Source organism: Devosia sp. LjRoot16, from assembly GCF_964252795.1.
Lineage (GTDB): Bacteria > Pseudomonadota > Alphaproteobacteria > Rhizobiales > Devosiaceae > Devosia_A.
In genome coordinates this window covers 622,359-637,545 of record NZ_CAXUPH020000001.1, presented here as the reverse complement: position 1 = coordinate 637,545, position 15,187 = coordinate 622,359, and the positions used below count along the sequence as shown (strand labels likewise).

The following is a 15,187-nucleotide window of genomic DNA, read 5'->3' as shown; positions in this document are numbered from 1 at the left end:
TCAACCCTTGATACCAGCGCTCGCCAGGCCCTGCACGTAGTAGCGCTGTAGCGGCAACAACAGGGCGATCGGGATCAGCGCGGTGATCACCGATACTGCAAAAAGCTGGTTCCAGATCGTCTGGTACTGCTGCTGGAACGCCGCCATGCCGACCTGGATCACCTTGAACTGCTGGGAGGGCATGGCGAGCAGCGGCCACAGGAACGCCTCCCACTGGAACACGAAGAGGAGCAGCCCGGCGCTGATGCAGGTGGGGATCGAGAGGGGCACATAGATGCGAACGAGGACATCGAACCAGTTGGCGCCATCGAGCTTGGCCGCCTCGAGGTAGTCCTTCGGGACTTCCTTGAAGAACTGGTAGAACAGGAACACCGCCAGCCCGTTGGCAACACTGGGAACGATCAACGCTGCCACGTTGTCGAGCCAGCCCAACTGCAGCGTGACGGTGTAGAGCGGCAGCGCGATCGCTTCGAAGGGCAGCATGAAGCTGATGATGATCAGCGTCAGAATGGCGTTCTTGCCCTTGAAGTCGAACACCGCGAAAGCAAAGCCGGCCATGCCGTTGACGATCAGTCCGCCAATCATCGTGACGATCGCGACGAACATCGTGTTGGCGATGATGATGCCAAAGCCGCGGTCGAACACGCCCTGGTAGGCCTCGAGCGAGAATGGCGAGGGGATCAGCGCCTTGGCGGTGAACGGGAAGATATCGGCAAAGACTTCGGTGTTGGGGCGGAGCGACGAAACGATCGCCCACCACAGCGGCAAGACGAAGATGAACGCAATGGCGATGTAGGCGACGTGCTTCAAACCGAAGCCGATGCCCTTGCGGAGCGCATGCGGGGTGCTTTGCATCACTTCTTCTCCGGCTTGCCGTCGAGCAGCCGGAACTGCAACCCGACGATGACGAGGAGGATCGCGACCACCACGACGATGATCGCCATCGCCCGGCCCATGTCGCCGAAGATGAAGCCCGACTTGAAGGCCTCGTACATCAGCACGTTCGTGCTGTCGGCCGGCCCGCCCTGGGTGATCATGAAGATGGGCGCGAACAGCAGGAAATTGATTGAGACATCGGCCACCAGCACGAAGAGCAGCGTCGGCCGCAGCAGCGGGATGGTAATGAAGACCAGGCGCTGCCAGGCTCGTGCGCCGTCGATCTTGGCCGCGTCATAGATCTCGGGCGAAATGTTCTGCAGCCCGCCGATGATGAAGATCATCCAGTACGAGATGCCCTTCCAGGTGGCGATGGCGATGATCGAATAGAGCGCCAGGCTCTCGGAGGTCAGCCACGGCTGGCCGGGGATGCCGGCAATGTTGAGCACGCCATTGGCGAGCCCATCCGGGCTCAGCATGATGCGCCAGATGATCACCGCGGTGGGCAGCGACACCCCGATGGGGATGAGGAACAGCACCCGGTAGAACGCCACGCCCTTGAACTTCTGCACGTAGAGCAGGGCCAGCCCCAGCGCGAGGGCGATCTGGATCGGGTTGATCAGGAGGTTGAACCACAGCGTCACCTGCAGCGATTTCCAGAATGCGGAATCGGTGAACAGCGCGACGTAGTTGTCGAGCCCGACAAACACCTGGTTGCCGCGCAGCATGTTGAAGAAGCTGTCGCTGACCGCCAGCGCGATCGGATAGAGGCGGAACACCACGAGGCCGACCAGCGCCGGCGCCAAGAGCACCGCGAGCAGGAAGAGGGGAGTCTTGCTTCTGACCATCTAGAGCGGTTCACCTAGCGTGTCGGAGACCACCATGTAACACGGTGGCCGCGGACCCCCGCCCCTGTCCCCTCCCCGCAGGGGGGGAGGGAGACCCATACTGAGATGCCGGTGTGGGCGTCTCCCTCCCCCTTGCGGGGAGGGAACAGGGGTGGGGGTCCACAGCCACCGGCATTCGAGAGACGAACCTACTGCGCGACGCGCGCTGCCGCGGATTCGAACTTCTGCACGGCGCTCGCCAGTGCATCCTTCACCGCCACGCCATTCGCCATGTCGATGAAGGCGGTGCGGAACGCGTCCTGCAGCTGGCCGTAGGCTGCCGTCACCGGACGGGCCCTGGCGGTGTTGAGCGAGTCGTAGACGCCCAGGCGGAACACGTTGTTGGGGAAGGCATCGAAATCGGCCGCGGTGCTGATTTCGTCGAGCAACGGCTTGCTCACCGGCAGCTGGTTCAGCGCCTTGAACCAGACGCGCGTGCCTTCATCCGAGGTGGTCAGGAACTTGGCGAAATCGAACGCTTCGGCCTGGTTGGTCGAGGCGGCGCTGACGCCGACATACCAGCTCCCGGTCGGGGTCAGCACCTTGCCGCCCTCGAAATACGGGAACGGCGCCACGCCGAAATCGATGCTGGTCTGTGCGAGGATCGGCAGGTTCCAGGTGCCACCGGCAAACATCGCCAGCTGACCATTGCCGAACAGCGAGGCCGCTTCGCCATAGCCGAGGCTCTTTGGGCTCACTGCCCATTCATTGTAGAGGTTGGCCCAGTAGGTGCCGGCTTTGGTCCAGGCCTCGCTGTCGAGGTAGCCCTTGGCGGTCACCCCATCGGGCGCGATCACGTCGGTGCCGAGCGATTCCCCCAGCGGCTGCAGCTGGTAGAGCTCGCCGAACTGCTCGACCGTAAAGCCGTACTGCGTGGTGCGGCCGCCATCTTTGACCGTCAGCTTCTGCGCCGCGTCCGCCACCTGTTCCCAGGTCCAGCGCTTGGTCGAGCCGAGCGCATCGACTTCCGCCTGCGTGGCGTTCTGCCCGGCGGTCAGCCCATCCGGCGCGGTGATGCCGGCATCGGCGAACAGCTTCTTGTTGTAGAACAGCACCTGCGCCGAGTTGTTGATCGGCAGCGCGAACTGCGTCGCATCATACTTGCCGGCATCGATCGCCGCCGGCACCAGGCTCGAGGTATCGATGCTGGCATCAACAGGCGCGAGGAAGCCGCGCGAGGCATAGCTCGCGACCAGCGGCGCGTCGACATAGACGAGGTCGATGCCGGTGTCCTTCGAGCGCAGCCGGAGCTCCGCCACCTGGAAGAACTGCGCGAACGGATAGGGCTGCAGGTTAATCTTGGTGCCCGGATGCGCCGCCGTATAGGCATCGACGACGGCCTGCATGGCCGTGGTGTCGCCGCCCTCGATGACGATCATGTTGAGCGTCTTGTCCTGCGCCAGCGCCGGTGCCGCGGTCATCGCCGCCACCACGCTGATCGCCAGAGCCGTGTTCCACATCTTCATATTACGCACCCTTCTCTTGTAGCCGAAGAAATCAGGACTTTGCCGCAAACCGCCTGGCGCCCCAGACGAGGCCAGGGGTCACCAGTTCCGTGAACCGCCTCGCATCGACCGTCATGGCGACGCCGACATTCTTGCTGCGCGTGTCATGCTTTGGGTCCTGCGGACGGAAATCGATCAGCGTCTGCCCGTAACCCGGGCCATCGCCGATGATCACCTCGCCCGGCAACTGCGCGACGCCGAAGATTGTCGGGTCGATCAGGTAGGCCACCGCGCAGGGGTCGTGCAGCGGTGCGCCCGGCTTGTCCTCGCCGGCAAAGGCGTAATAGGTGCCGCAATAGAACGTCATGATGTCGGCCACCGGATTGTTACCGGCCACAGCGGCGCGCACTTCGGCGATGTCGGCGCGGCTCAAGAGCGTCTGGTGTGTCAGGTTCAGCCCGAACATCACCAGCCTGGCGCCCGACTTGAAGACGATCCGCGCCGCTTCCGCATCGGCCCAGGTGTTGAATTCGGCCGCCGGGGTCACGTTGCCCTCGGTGGCCGAGCCGCCCATGAAGACGATCTGCTTGAGCTTCTGCGCCAGGTCGGGCCGCAAGGCCAGCGCCAGCGCAACATTGGTCATCGGCCCGATCACCACCAGGGTGATCTCGCCCGGGTTGGCGTCGACCTTGGCGATAATCGCCTCGACGGCGCCGACCGCATCGGCCTTGCGCTCGGTCTGCGGCAGCTCGACGCCGGCGCTGTCCATACCCGACGGGCCATGGAACGCCGCGGGAAACTCGTAGCGGTGCAGCAGCGGCAGCACGGCGCCGGCATGCACCGGCACATCGAGCCCGAACGCGTCGACGATCCTCAGCGCATTGCGCGTCGTGTTCTCCAGCGAAGCATTGCCGCATACCGTGGTGATCGCTTCGATCCGGATCGCCGGGTGCGATGCCGCGAGCAGGATCGCCGCCATGTCGTCATGGCCGGGATCGCAATCGATGATGATGCGGTGGGGAGTCGAAACGGACATCAGATAACTGCTCTATGAGGGGAGGAGAGAACTGCGCACGCGCAAGTCCGGACGCGAAAGCGTGAGGTGTCGAAACCGGGGAGGGAGGAACCCGGATCCGGCGGCCTGACGCCTCGCATCCGAGACGGAACACTAGGCTGGACGGGCCTCGGCCAACAATTTACAAATCGGCCGTTCGATTGAGTTTTCGTCAATGGTTGAGACCGGCCACCTGCTGAATGCCCTCCGCGCCTTCGAGGCCGCCGCCCGGCTCGGCAGCGTCAAGAAGGCGGCGCAGGACCTGAGCGTCACCGATGGCGCCGTCAGCCGCCAGATCAAGCATCTCGAGGATGCCCTGGGGGTCGAACTGTTCGAGCGCGGCAACCGCTCGATCCGCCTCACCCCGGCCGCCGCGGAGTATGCCGCCACCATCTCCGAGGCCTTCGCCTCGATTGCGCGCGGCACCGAGCAATTGCGCCACGCCCACAACCGCCAGACCATCATGCTCACCGCGCCCGATGCGTTCCTGCTCCGCTGGCTGGTGCCGCGGCTACAGAGCCTCGAGGCGCTGCTCGACGGCACCTCGGTGCGCCTCACCACCTGGAGCCGCGAGATCAACCCGGCCGATCGCTCCATCGATATCTATATCGGAGTCGGTCCGGTGCCCGAGATCCCCGGCATGACCGTTGTCACCGTAGCGCCCGAAACCTTCGGCCCGGTGGTCAGCCCGATGCTGATGAAGGGCCGCGAGGCCGATCTCGAGCATCTGTGGAGCCTGCCGCGCCTCGATACCGTCTGGCCGCCCGACATGTGGTCCAACTGGGCCCGCGAAGCCGGCGTGACGCTCGAGCCGCGCGAGTTCATCTCCTACGACCTGCTGTTCTACACCTTGCAGGCCGCCGAAGCCGGGCTCGGCGTCACCATCGGGCCCGGCCCCGCCGTTTCCGACGCCATCAAGCAGGGCCGCATGTTGGCGCCGCTCGGCCTCGTCACACGCCCCGGCTCCTGGTACCTCGCCTGGCGCAACGATCGCTCGATCCGCGTCATGAACCTGGTGAAGCGCTGGTTCGAACGTGAGTTCGCCGAGTGATCAGACCGCCGCGTAGTGACCGGGGCTGACCTCGGTCCACTGCCCCACCTCCGCCCTCGCCATGCCGCGCACCCGGGCGACTTCCACGGCGAACGCTGCGGCCGCGGCGCTGTCGCCATCCAGTCGCTCCGACGCATTGGGCACCGCCGACAGCAGCACCCTGGTGTAGGGGTGAACCGGCCGGGCGATCACCTCGCGCGATGGCCCCCATTCGACGATCCGCCCGCCGAACATCACCGCCGTCTCTTCGGCGATATAATGCGCCGTGGCGATGTCGTGGGTGATGTAGAGGAGGCTGAGGCCGCGCTGCGTCTTCAGCCGCGCGATCAGCTCGAGCATCGAGCGGCGGATCGAGACATCGAGCATCGAGGTCGGCTCGTCCGCCACCACCAGTTCTGCCCCCACCGCCAGCACCCGCGCCAGGTTTACCCGCTGCCGCTGCCCGCCGGACAGCTCGTGCGGATACTTGTCGAGCGTGTGCTCCGGGTCGAGTTCGGCCTCGGCAACGATCCCGGCCACCCGTTCGCCGAGCGCCACCCCGCTCAGCCCATGGTGGAGCCGCAAGGGCCGCTCCAGGTGATGGCGCACCGTGTGCGCCGGGTTGAGCGCCGAGAACGGGTCCTGGAAGATCATCTGCACGGCGCGCCGATGTTTGAGCCGCGCCTTGCGTCCACGGATCGTCGCGATGTCGCGCCCGCGGAACAGCACCTGGCCCGAACTCAGCGGAAACAGGCCCGTGGCAGCCCGCCCGAGCGTCGATTTGCCCGAGCCGCTCTCCCCCACGATGGCCAGGGCCCGCCCTTCGTCGAGCTTCAGCGACACCTGCTGCAATGCCGCCACCGACTTCTCGCCGCCGAAGATGTTGCGGATGCGGAAGGTCTTGCTGGCGGCGACCAGTTCGAGGATGGGCGGGGTCATGACAGGCTCTCCAGCCTCGGCATGGCGTCCCACAGCGCCCGCGTATAGGCCTGCTCCGGCGCCTCGACGATCTGCCGGGTCGCGCCGACCTCGATGATCCGGCCCTTGAGCATGATGGCGATGCGGTCCGCCAGTTGCGCCATCAGCGCCAGGTCATGGGTGATGAACAGCAGCGAAAAGCCGAGCCGCGCCTTCAGCGCCATGATCTCGGTGAGGATCTCGCGCTGCACCACCACGTCGAGGGCGGTGGTCGGCTCGTCCATGATGATCAGCTCCGGTTCGAGCGCCAGCGCCATGGCCAGCACCACGCGCTGCCGCATGCCGCCCGACAGCTGGTGCGGGTAATCGTCGAGCCGCGCCGCGGCGATGCCCACCAGCTTCATCAGTTCTTCGGCCCGCGCCCGCGCCGCCTCGCGGCGCATCCCGGTATGGCCGACCAGTACGTCGCGGAACTGCTCGAAAATCGTCAGCACCGGGTTCAGCGAGTTCATGGCGCTCTGGAACACCATCGATACCTTGCGCCAGCGCCACCGCCTCAGCGCTTGCGGCGTCAGCGCCAGCACGTCCTCGCCGTCGACCCGGATGCTGCCGCCCGAGATGATCGTCGGCGGCCGGTGCAGCCGCATCAGCGCAAAGGCGATAGTGGATTTGCCGCAGCCGCTTTCCCCTGCGAGGCCCATTACCTCGCCGCGCCGGATGTCGAGATCGACAGCGTTGACCGCCGTGAACAGCCCCGTCGTGGTCATGAAGTCGACTTTGAGGCCCCGCACTTCGACGAGGTTCGATTGCTGATCCATCGTCATGCCTCCGGCGCCGTCGCATCGACCCGCGCCCGGTCGATGGCGCGTTGCGCCTTCGCCGCCTTGGCGACGGTGCCGAGCGTCCTCAGCCGTGGGTTGGAGATCTCGTCGATGGCGAAGTTGATCAGCGACAGGCCGATGCCGATCACCGCGATGAAGCTCGCCGGCGCCGCCACTTCCCACCACGCCCCGATCATGATCGCTGACGAGGTCTGCGCATTGTAGAGCATGGTGCCCCAGCTCACCGCGTTCGGATCGCCCAGCCCGAGAAACTCCAGCGTCGCCTCGGTGATGATGGTGTAGATGACACTGCCGATGAAGTTGAAGCCGATGATCGATAACAGGTTCGGCAGCAGCTCCACCGCGATCATCCGCCACGTCGGCTCGCCCGCCAGTTCCGAAGCCTCGATGAACTCGCGGCGTCTGAGGCTCATGGTCTGGGCCCGCGTCACCCGTGCACCCCAGGCCCAGGAGGTGAGCCCGATGATCAGCGCGATCACCATCGGGCTCGCCTGCCCGACGAAGGCTGCGATGACCAGCAGCAGCGGCAGTTGCGGGATCACCAGCGCGATGTTGGTGAAGAAGTTGATCACCTCGTCGACCCAGCCGCCGAGATAGCCGGCGGTAATGCCGAGCGCCACACCGATCACCGTGACGATCAGCCCGGCGAGAAAGCCGACGAACAGCGAGGTGCGGGTGCCCCAGATCAGCTGGGTGAACACGTCGCGGCCCATCCGGGTGGTGCCGAGCAACTGGTCCATCGAGGGCGGCTCATGCGGTCGCCCCACCCGCTGCATCGGCGCATGCTCGGTGATCCAGGGGGCGGCGATGGCGATCGCCACATAGGCGAGGACGATGGCGAGGCCGACCACCGCCTTCTTGTTGCGGAAGATGACTTCGAGGGAACCGCTCATTTCAGGCCCTCCTCAGCCGCGGGTCGAGGAACACATAGGCGAGGTCGACGGCGAGGTTGGCGGTCAGCATGGCGAGCGTCATGACCAGCAACTGCCCCTGGATCAGCGGGTAATCGCGGGCGACGATCGCGACATAGAGGGTGCGGCCGAGGCCGGGATAGTTGAACACCACCTCGGTCACCAGCGAGCCGCCCATCACCGAGCCGATGGTCAGCGCAAAGGCGGTGACGCTGGGCAGGAGCGCGTTGCGCGCCGCATAATTGTAGCGTACCCGCCGGTCGCTCAGCCCCTTGGCCAGCCCCATCACCACATGATCCTCGCCGAGCTGGCCGATCATGTTGTTGCGCATGGTAACGAGGTAGCCGCCGATATGGACGAAGGCCAGCGACACCACCGGCATGATGGCGCTGTGCGCCACGCTGCCGAGGAATTGCGGGCTCCAGCCCGGGTCGAGCTTGGGATCGAACGCATAGCCGGTGGGCAACCATTTGAGCGCCACGCCGAAGACGAACAGCGCCGCCAGCGCCACCACCACCGCCGGGATCGCCTGCACCGCCAGCGCCAAAGGCGATGCTACCGAGTCGAAGGCGCCACCGCGCCGCCAGGCGGCGAGGATGCCGGTGATCGAGCCGACCGAGAAGGCGAGGATCGCGGAGGTGCCGGCGAGGAACACCGTCCAGGGCAGGGCGTAGCCCAGTACCTGGGAGACGGTGAGCGGATAGAATTTCACCGAGTAGCCGAGGTCCCAGGTGAAGACGCTCCTGAGGTAGGCGAGGAACTGCTCGTGCAGCGGTCCGACGGCAAAACCGAAGGTCTTGAGCAGCGCCGCGCGGGCTTCCGGCGGCAGCGTGTTCTCGGCCTTGGCGAACATGAAGTCGATCGGATCGCCGGGCATCAGCCGCGGGATCAGGAAGTTGATCACCGCGGCGGCGCAGAACGCCACGATGTAAAAGCCGATGCGGCGCAGCACGAATGGCATGCGAACCCTCCCCCGTCGGTTACGAGATCCAGGCGGCGCCGCGTGGGGAGCGTGCCGCCTGGATCAGGCTCTGGTCGTCTCGAGGCCTAAGGTGTCACTGGCCTGAGGGCCAACAGGTGCAGCACGCGCTCCGGCACGCCGCCATAGACCACCGGCCGCGCCACCGGGTTGTCGGCGTTGAACCAGCCGGTGAAGCGCTTGGTCGAGTACTCGTACCAGAGCGGGTTGTTGAACACCGCGATATAGGGCAGGTCACGGCCGACGATCTCCTGGATCTGGTCCATGAGCTTGCGCTGCTCGGCCTCGTCGCTGGTCTGGTAGAAACCATCCAGCAGCTTATCGAGTTCGGGGGTCGAGTAGTGCGAGGCGGCCTGCCGGGTCTTGCCGACATTGGCCGAATAGAGCGCCAGGTCGAACATGAAATGCGGGGTGACGCCGCCGCGGATCGAGTTGATCCCCACGTCGAAATCGCCGGACTTCAGCATGTTGTCCCACGGCCCTTCCTCGGGGGTCGACAGCCGGGCTTCGACGCCGACCTGAGTCAGCCCCTCGACGGCGAGCTGCACGCTGTTGACCCAGTCGGTCCAGCCGTTCGGCACGATGATGTCGAAGCTGATCTTCGTGCCGTCAGGATTCTCGACGAAGCCGTCGCCGGTCACGTCCTTGTAACCGCTGTCGGCCAGCAATTGCTTCGCCGCATCGAGGTTGTATTTCGAGAACTGGCCATACTCGGTGTCGACCTTGGGGTTGTTCCACGAATGAAAGGCCGCCCCGAGCCCCGACGGATACTCGTTGAGCGTCGGGTAGCCATAGCCGGCGATATCCACCATCGCCTGCCGGTCCATCGCCATCGAGAAGGCGCGGCGGAAGTTGATGTCGTTGAAGGCCGCCTTGTTGCCGGCATTCTTGGTCTGCTGGTTGAGGTTGAACACCACCATCGAGCCGCCCGGGAACCAGTAGGCGTTGTGGTCGGGGTCGAGCCCCACATAGGTCTTCTCGATATCGGGCAGGAAGGCCCCGAACCAGTCGAGCTCGCCCTTGGTGACCTCGGTCAGCGTCTGGTCGTTGCCGGCGATCTGCGGGAAGCGCAGGCAGTCGACGAAGAGGTTCGCGGCATCCCAGTAGTTGGGGTTGCGGCACTGCATGTATTCCTGCGCGGTGAAGCGCTCGATCTCGGTCATCGGCCCCGAGCCCACCGGCTTCTCGTTGGTGAAGGTCGCGGGGTCCGCAACGTCCTTCCAGGTGTGCTCGGGCACCACATAGACCTGCACCAGCTTGTAGATCAGGCCCGAATTGGCGGCATTGTAGGCGATGGTGACGTTGTTGCCGTCGACCTCGACGCTCTTGATCTGCGTCCAGATCGCATTGAGGTCGAGCTCCGGATGCGCCTTCAACAGGTTGAAGGTGAACAGCACGTCGTTGGCGGTGAACGGCTGGCCGTCCGACCACTTCACCCCGTCGCGGATCTTGAAGGTTACCGCCGTCAGGTCGTCATTGTAGGTGAAGCTCTCGGCCAACCGGTACTCGGGCTTGCCGCCCTGCAGCACGTTGAAGATCACCAGCGGCTCGTACATGAAGTCCTCGACCGTCGACAGCCGCGTCGAGGTGTTGAACGGATTGAAGTTGGCGACGAACGCCGTGGTTTCGGTCGGAAACGCCGTCAGGATGGCCTTGGCCTCGACCGTGGCGGGCGCTCCCAGCGCCGCTGCCACGAGGACGAGGCTGAACGTCGTCGATCTCATCATGTCCACTCCCTGTTTCGCCCGGGCCGTCGCCGGCCGGGACCCCCTCGAGACATGCGCGCCGCTTGCCGCAGCCACCCCACGTCCCTTGCGGCAACCACATCAGCCTTGCCACCCGCCTCCCGTCACCCGGGCAAAAGCGTGCAATTCGTCACGCAAGATCGTCAAAATCGGCAAAATCCTGGGTTAGACGAAAGTGGTATTCTTGCGTCCCGGCGGAAAATTATCCGACAATAGGCTGCGCATTGCAGAGGGCTGGGGATGGGACGTCTGCGACTCGTGCCTAATGGCTTTCGCGGCCGGCTGCTGCTGATCTTCCTGTTGATCAGCACGTTGCCGCTGGTGGCGACCGGCTTTGCCTTTTTTGCCATCCTCAGCGCCAATGTCGAAGCCCAGACCTTCGGCAAGCTCGGCTTCGTGCGTGACGCCAAGAAAAGCGAGATCGAGCAATATCTGGGCTTTGCCGAGCGCCAGGCAGCGAGCCTCGCCCGCTCCAACGCCGTGCGCTACGCCATCGGCGATTTCTACGGATTCAGCTACGCCTTCCGCCAGATCGACGGCTCACCCGAGCGCGCCACGGCGCTGCTGCAGCAAATCTTCGCCGTCAGCGACCAGGCGGCCGATCACCAGCAGCCGGTGGATGACGATCAACTGCTCCGCCAGGCGCTCGAATATGCCAACGCCCATGTGCAGTTCCACGAGGATTTCGCCAGCTTCGTTCGCACCTCCGAGTTCGACAATATCTACCTCGTCACCCCCGAGGGCCGCGTCGTCTACTCGATGCTGAAGGACCGCTATCTCGGCCGCGACCTGAGTCTCGGCTTCAGCGGCACGCCACTCTCCGAACTCATCGAGCGCTCCCGGCTCGCGGCGCCGGGCGCGCCCCCGCTGGTCAGCGATTTCGACCGCGATCCGATCACCGGGGTGTTCGGCGCCTATGTCGCGGTGCCAGTCGAATTCTACCATAAGTTCCGCGGCACCGTGGTGCTGCGACTGCCGACTGCCGGGCTCGACCGCCTGACCCAGGCGCAGAACAGCGAGACGGCGCAGCTCTATTTGCTGAGCGCCCATCACGCCCTGGTCTCGGCGCCGACCGGCGCCAGCGCAGTGATCGGTATCCCGACCCAGGCGGCAGCGGCCGCCGGCGCACCGCGGGCCGCCATCGTCGCGGCGGGGCTTGGCGGCGCGCCGGCCCTGTCGGCCTCCGCCCCGGTGCAGTTCGGCGACCTCGCCTGGACCCTCGTTGCCGAAGTGCCCACGGCGCTGGCCTTCGCCAATGCCGACGAGCTGAAGCGCGTGCTGATCATCGTCGCCGGCATCTCGCTGCCGCTGCTGGTGTTGATCGTCGTGCTGCTGTCGCGCACCATGACCGCGCCGATCGTGCGGCTCACCGGCGTCGCCGAGGCCATCGCCCGCGGCGACCTCGATCGCGACATGCCGGCCATCGCCTCACCCCGCGAGCTCAGCCGGCTGGCCACGAGCTTCCGGCGGATGCGCGATGCCTTGCGCAGCCAGCTGTCGCTGGTCGGCCAGAAGAATGCCGAGCTCGAGCAGCAGGTGCGGGTCATCGCTGAAAAGAACAGCGCCCTGGAGCTGGCCGATCGCCACAAGGACACTTTCCTCGCCAACACCTCGCACGAGCTGCGCACGCCGCTGAACGGCATTATCGGCATCGCCGAAACCCTCGCCGGCGGCGTCGTCGGCAAGCTCAGCGGCCCGCAGCGCAGCCAGCTCGACCTCATCACCTTCAGCGCCCGGCGGCTGTCGCGCATCGTCGACGACCTGCTCGACCTTTACCGCATTCGCCAGGGCCGCATGCGGCTCGATATCCATCCGGTGCATGTGGCGACCAGCGTGCGCAACGTGCTGCAGCTGTGCGAGCCGATGCTGCGCGGCGAGCCGGTGATCCTCACCGTCGACATTCCCGACGATCTCGGCTTCGTCCTCGCCGATCCGGTGCGGCTCGAGCAGATCCTCTACAACCTGATCGGCAACGCCATCAAATACACCGACCAGGGCGCCATCGCGATCAGCGCCGAGGCGACGCCGGAGGGCACGGTGCTGATGCATGTCGCCGACAGCGGTCGCGGCATCTCGGCCGGCAGCCTCGAGCGGATCTTCCAGCCGCTCGAACAGGTGGATGGCTTTGATACCGCCCGCCAGTCCGGCGGCACCGGCCTCGGCCTCACCATAGCCCGCCAGCTGGCGCATCTGCTCGATGGTGAAATCCTGGCGCAGTCGGCGGAGGGGCAGGGCTCGCGCTTCACCCTCAGGCTGCCGCGCGCCACCCCCGCTGCGGCCACTGACCTGTTGGCCGATGCGGACCTCACCGGCCTTCACTCGGCGGTCGATCACGCCCTCGACGCCCCGATGTTCCTCGCCCAGGACGGTGACGATGCCGCCCCGCAGATCCTCGTCGTCGACGACGAGCCGATCAATATCCAGGTGCTGCGCAACGTGCTGCAGCCGCAGGGTTACGTCGTCCGTACCGCCGATAGCGGTCGCGCCGCGCTCGAGGCGGTGGAGCGGCACGCCCCCGACCTCGTCATCCTCGACGTGATGATGCCCGATATCGGCGGGCTCGATGTGGCGCGGCAGCTGCGCCGCACCCACAGCCTGCTCGACTTGCCGATCATCATGATCACCGCCCGCAGCCGCACCCGCGATACCCTCGCCGGCTTCGAAAACGGCGCCAATGACTATGTCATAAAACCCTTCGTCAAGGAGGAGCTGCTGGCCCGCATCGCGACCCTGCTGGAGGCCCGCCGGGCCCGCGGCACGGCGCGCGAAAACCTCGACCTGCGCCAGGAGATCGACCGCCGCGTGCTGGTCGAGGATGCGCTGCGGCTGTCACAGCAGCGGCTGGCGCGCCTGCTCGACGCGCTCAATGCCGGCCTCGTCTGCGTCGCTGAGAACGGCGCCATCACCTATGCCAACCATGCGGCCTCGACCCTCATGGCACGGCGGATCGAGCCGGGCGTCACCGCCTTCGCCGATGTCATTCCGGCGGCGACGGCTGCCACGGTGATCGGGCTGGTGCGCGCCGATGGCAAGGCAATGCTCGAGGCGGTGCCGCTCGATCCCGGGCGCCCGCCGGTGCGGCTCAGCGCCTTCGAACTCGAGGCCGATGCCGGCGGCGGCATCGCCTGCGTCTTGACCGCCGATACCGGCGAGAGCTTCGCCCAGACCGAGGGGCTGGTCCGCGGCCTCCGCGCCGCCATCGACACGGTCGGCCCCGCCCTTACCAGCCCAGCGCCGCTGCCGGCCACCGCGTCTCCGCTCGACGACGGCGACGACTATCGCCGCATCCTCGTCGAGGTGACCAGCGCCAGCCTCAGCCTGTGGCGCCGCGTCACCGGCCGCTCCAAGATCGATTTCGCCGAAGCCAGCGGCATCTGGCGCGCCAGCTTCGACCGCTCGTCGCTGCAGGTGCGCACCCTCGACAAGTACCTGCTGATCGAAACCCTGCCGGCCAACCCGCGCTGGCGCGACGTGGTGCAGACTGCCGAGTTCGTGCTCGGCGACACCGAAGCAGCGGCCGCCGATCCGGCCACCGCGGCCCTTCGCTCCGAGCTGTCCGAGCGGCTGACGGTGCTGCGCACCCACCTCAAGCTCCACCTCCGCCGCGTCCCCCAGGGCGAACCCGCCGGCCTCGCCTGACACCTCAGCCAAGAAGAAGCACATGACCGATCTGCCCAGCTACGACCTCACCGGCAAGACCGCGCTCGTCACCGGCGCCGCCCGCGGCCTTGGCCGCGCCATTGCGCTGGCCCTCGCCAATGCCGGCGCCGACATCGCGCTCGGTCTTCGCGACAAAGCCTCAGGCGCCGAGGTCATCGCCGAGATCGAGGCGCTCGGCCGCCGCGCCGTGCCGTTGCAGATGGACGTGATGGATCTGCCCCAGGCCTATAGCGCGGTCGATGCCGCCATCGCCGCGCTCGGCCACCTCGATATCCTCGTCAACAATGTTGGCGGCGGCACCGAGGGGCCGATCGAGGATTTCACCGAGGACGAGTTCGATTTGACCGTCAACCTCAACGTCAAGGCGAGCTTCTTCATCGCCCAGCGCGTTGCCCGCCACATGATTGCCCGCGGCCAGGGCGGCGCCATCGTCAACATGAGCTCACAGGCCGGCTTCATCGCGCTGCCCGGCGAAGCCATTTACTGCCTCTCCAAGGCCGCCGTCGCCCACATGACCAAGTGCATGGCGGTCGAGTGGGGCAAGTATGGCATCACCGTCAACGCCGTCGCCCCCACCTTCATCGAGACCGACGGCACCGCCGAGGCGCTCGGCCGCCCCGGCTTCCGCGACGACGTGGTGGAGCGCATCGCCGCGCTGCATCGCGTCGGCCAGCCCAGGGAAGTCTCCGGCGCCGTCGCTTTCCTCGCTTCGCCGGCCGCCTCGCTGATCACCGGCCAGACCCTCATCATCGATGGCGGCTGGACCTCGCGCTAAGCTTTGACCAGCCGGTCAACTTCTCGCGCCCGCCACCTAAGCTTTGCCGAGCAAATACAAATCAG

General features: G+C 66.1%; 12 protein-coding genes. 3 read left to right on the top strand and 9 right to left on the bottom strand.

Translation table 11 applies throughout. The features are described from left to right. The 4 genes from ACSQ23_RS03090 to ACSQ23_RS03075 form a co-directional block, all read right to left on the bottom strand. Window positions 1–855, bottom strand: coding sequence for a carbohydrate ABC transporter permease (locus tag ACSQ23_RS03090; protein WP_055998683.1), 855 nt, complete (start codon window positions 853–855; stop codon window positions 1–3). Further along, complete coding sequence (locus tag ACSQ23_RS03085; protein ID WP_436089673.1) at window positions 855–1,724, bottom strand: carbohydrate ABC transporter permease; 870 nt, start codon at window positions 1,722–1,724, stop codon at window positions 855–857. Before ACSQ23_RS03085 ends, ACSQ23_RS03090 begins: the two co-directional genes overlap by 1 nt. A gap of 188 nt (window positions 1,725–1,912) precedes the next feature. Beyond that, complete coding sequence (locus ACSQ23_RS03080; RefSeq protein ID WP_436089672.1) at window positions 1,913–3,229, bottom strand: ABC transporter substrate-binding protein; 1,317 nt, start codon at window positions 3,227–3,229, stop codon at window positions 1,913–1,915. Window positions 3,230–3,260: 31 nt separating this feature from the next. Continuing rightward, the gene (locus tag ACSQ23_RS03075; RefSeq protein WP_436089671.1) at window positions 3,261–4,244 is read right to left on the bottom strand and encodes a nucleoside hydrolase; all 984 of its coding nucleotides are present in this window, start codon (window positions 4,242–4,244) and stop codon (window positions 3,261–3,263) included. Between the two features lie 193 nt (window positions 4,245–4,437). On the opposite strand from ACSQ23_RS03075, the gene ACSQ23_RS03070 reads away from it, so the two are divergent. After that, window positions 4,438–5,313, top strand: coding sequence for a LysR family transcriptional regulator (locus ACSQ23_RS03070; protein WP_436089670.1), 876 nt, complete (start codon window positions 4,438–4,440; stop codon window positions 5,311–5,313). Here ACSQ23_RS03070 and ACSQ23_RS03065 read toward each other — a convergent pair whose 3' ends face one another. The 5 genes from ACSQ23_RS03065 to ACSQ23_RS03045 all read right to left on the bottom strand — a co-directional run bounded on the left by ACSQ23_RS03065 (window position 5,314) and on the right by ACSQ23_RS03045 (window position 10,669). Next, window positions 5,314–6,231, bottom strand: coding sequence for an ABC transporter ATP-binding protein (locus tag ACSQ23_RS03065; RefSeq protein WP_436089669.1), 918 nt, complete (start codon window positions 6,229–6,231; stop codon window positions 5,314–5,316). After that, window positions 6,228–7,028: an ABC transporter ATP-binding protein gene (locus ACSQ23_RS03060; protein WP_436089668.1), complete on the bottom strand. Its 801-nt coding sequence runs from the start codon at window positions 7,026–7,028 to the stop codon at window positions 6,228–6,230. Before ACSQ23_RS03060 ends, ACSQ23_RS03065 begins: the two co-directional genes overlap by 4 nt. A 2-nt stretch (window positions 7,029–7,030) precedes the next feature. After that, window positions 7,031–7,945 carry an ABC transporter permease gene (locus ACSQ23_RS03055; protein WP_436089667.1) on the bottom strand — a complete coding sequence of 305 codons (915 nt, stop codon included), beginning with the start codon at window positions 7,943–7,945 and terminating at the stop codon, window positions 7,031–7,033. Between the two features lies 1 nt (window position 7,946). Then, window positions 7,947–8,924, bottom strand: a complete 978-nt coding sequence (locus ACSQ23_RS03050) for an ABC transporter permease (protein ID WP_436089666.1) — start codon at window positions 8,922–8,924, stop codon at window positions 7,947–7,949. Between the two features lie 86 nt (window positions 8,925–9,010). Continuing rightward, window positions 9,011–10,669: an ABC transporter substrate-binding protein gene (locus ACSQ23_RS03045; RefSeq protein ID WP_436089665.1), complete on the bottom strand. Its 1,659-nt coding sequence runs from the start codon at window positions 10,667–10,669 to the stop codon at window positions 9,011–9,013. 258 nt (window positions 10,670–10,927) lie between these two features. Between ACSQ23_RS03045 and ACSQ23_RS03040 the strand changes: the two genes are divergently transcribed. Together ACSQ23_RS03040 and ACSQ23_RS03035 are read left to right on the top strand one after the other, a co-directional pair. Next, window positions 10,928–14,326 carry a response regulator gene (locus tag ACSQ23_RS03040; RefSeq protein ID WP_436089664.1) on the top strand — a complete coding sequence of 1,133 codons (3,399 nt, stop codon included), beginning with the start codon at window positions 10,928–10,930 and terminating at the stop codon, window positions 14,324–14,326. A 22-nt stretch (window positions 14,327–14,348) separates the two neighbouring features. Then, window positions 14,349–15,122: an SDR family NAD(P)-dependent oxidoreductase gene (locus ACSQ23_RS03035; RefSeq protein ID WP_436089663.1), complete on the top strand. Its 774-nt coding sequence runs from the start codon at window positions 14,349–14,351 to the stop codon at window positions 15,120–15,122. Window positions 15,123–15,187: the final 65 nt, after the last annotated feature.

What these genes read in the sequence shown, in the direction of transcription:
- ACSQ23_RS03075 (WP_436089671.1), bottom strand. Translation starts at nt 4,244, where the DNA reads ATGTCCGTTTCGACTCCCCACCGCATCATCATCGATTGCGATCCCGGC.
- ACSQ23_RS03080 (WP_436089672.1), bottom strand. Translation starts at nt 3,229, where the DNA reads ATGAAGATGTGGAACACGGCTCTGGCGATCAGCGTGGTGGCGGCGATG.
- ACSQ23_RS03040 (WP_436089664.1), top strand. Translation starts at nt 10,928, where the DNA reads ATGGGACGTCTGCGACTCGTGCCTAATGGCTTTCGCGGCCGGCTGCTG.
- ACSQ23_RS03060 (WP_436089668.1), bottom strand. Translation starts at nt 7,028, where the DNA reads ATGGATCAGCAATCGAACCTCGTCGAAGTGCGGGGCCTCAAAGTCGAC.
- ACSQ23_RS03055 (WP_436089667.1), bottom strand. Translation starts at nt 7,945, where the DNA reads ATGAGCGGTTCCCTCGAAGTCATCTTCCGCAACAAGAAGGCGGTGGTC.
- ACSQ23_RS03045 (WP_436089665.1), bottom strand. Translation starts at nt 10,669, where the DNA reads ATGATGAGATCGACGACGTTCAGCCTCGTCCTCGTGGCAGCGGCGCTG.
- ACSQ23_RS03090 (WP_055998683.1), bottom strand. Translation starts at nt 855, where the DNA reads ATGCAAAGCACCCCGCATGCGCTCCGCAAGGGCATCGGCTTCGGTTTG.
- ACSQ23_RS03050 (WP_436089666.1), bottom strand. Translation starts at nt 8,924, where the DNA reads ATGCCATTCGTGCTGCGCCGCATCGGCTTTTACATCGTGGCGTTCTGC.
- ACSQ23_RS03035 (WP_436089663.1), top strand. Translation starts at nt 14,349, where the DNA reads ATGACCGATCTGCCCAGCTACGACCTCACCGGCAAGACCGCGCTCGTC.
- ACSQ23_RS03085 (WP_436089673.1), bottom strand. Translation starts at nt 1,724, where the DNA reads ATGGTCAGAAGCAAGACTCCCCTCTTCCTGCTCGCGGTGCTCTTGGCG.
- ACSQ23_RS03065 (WP_436089669.1), bottom strand. Translation starts at nt 6,231, where the DNA reads ATGACCCCGCCCATCCTCGAACTGGTCGCCGCCAGCAAGACCTTCCGC.
- ACSQ23_RS03070 (WP_436089670.1), top strand. Translation starts at nt 4,438, where the DNA reads ATGGTTGAGACCGGCCACCTGCTGAATGCCCTCCGCGCCTTCGAGGCC.